This window comes from Paraburkholderia sp. SIMBA_054, from assembly GCF_046534875.1.
Taxonomy (GTDB): Bacteria; Pseudomonadota; Gammaproteobacteria; order Burkholderiales; family Burkholderiaceae; genus Paraburkholderia; species Paraburkholderia hospita.
On sequence record NZ_JAWRXV010000968.1, the window covers coordinates 1 to 264 of the forward strand.

Annotated in this window: 1 protein-coding gene; it reads right to left on the reverse strand. The window is 49.6% G+C overall.

Going from position 1 to position 264, the window contains the following annotated elements:
- Positions 1 to 264, reverse strand: a 264-nt coding sequence (locus SB822_RS58010) for an ABC transporter substrate-binding protein (RefSeq protein WP_410859228.1), incomplete at both ends; no start/stop codon positions are given.

Consider the following 264-nt stretch of genomic DNA (forward strand, 5'->3'; position numbering starts at 1 on the left):
GATGTCGAGTTCGCGCGCGGGTTTGTCTTTCTGTTCGGCCGGGATGATTGAGAAGGGATAGACAGGACTTTTCAATGTGTCGAGAAAAGCTGCGTTCACCTCCTTGAGATAAATGACAAAGGTGTATTCATCCGGCGTTTCATAACGATCGACAATGTTGAGAACTTTGGCGTTGGGGCTCACCTTTGCATAACGTTCGAAGCTGGCGAGCACGTCGTCTGACTTCATATCGGAGCCATCATGAAATTTGACGCCCTTGCGCAG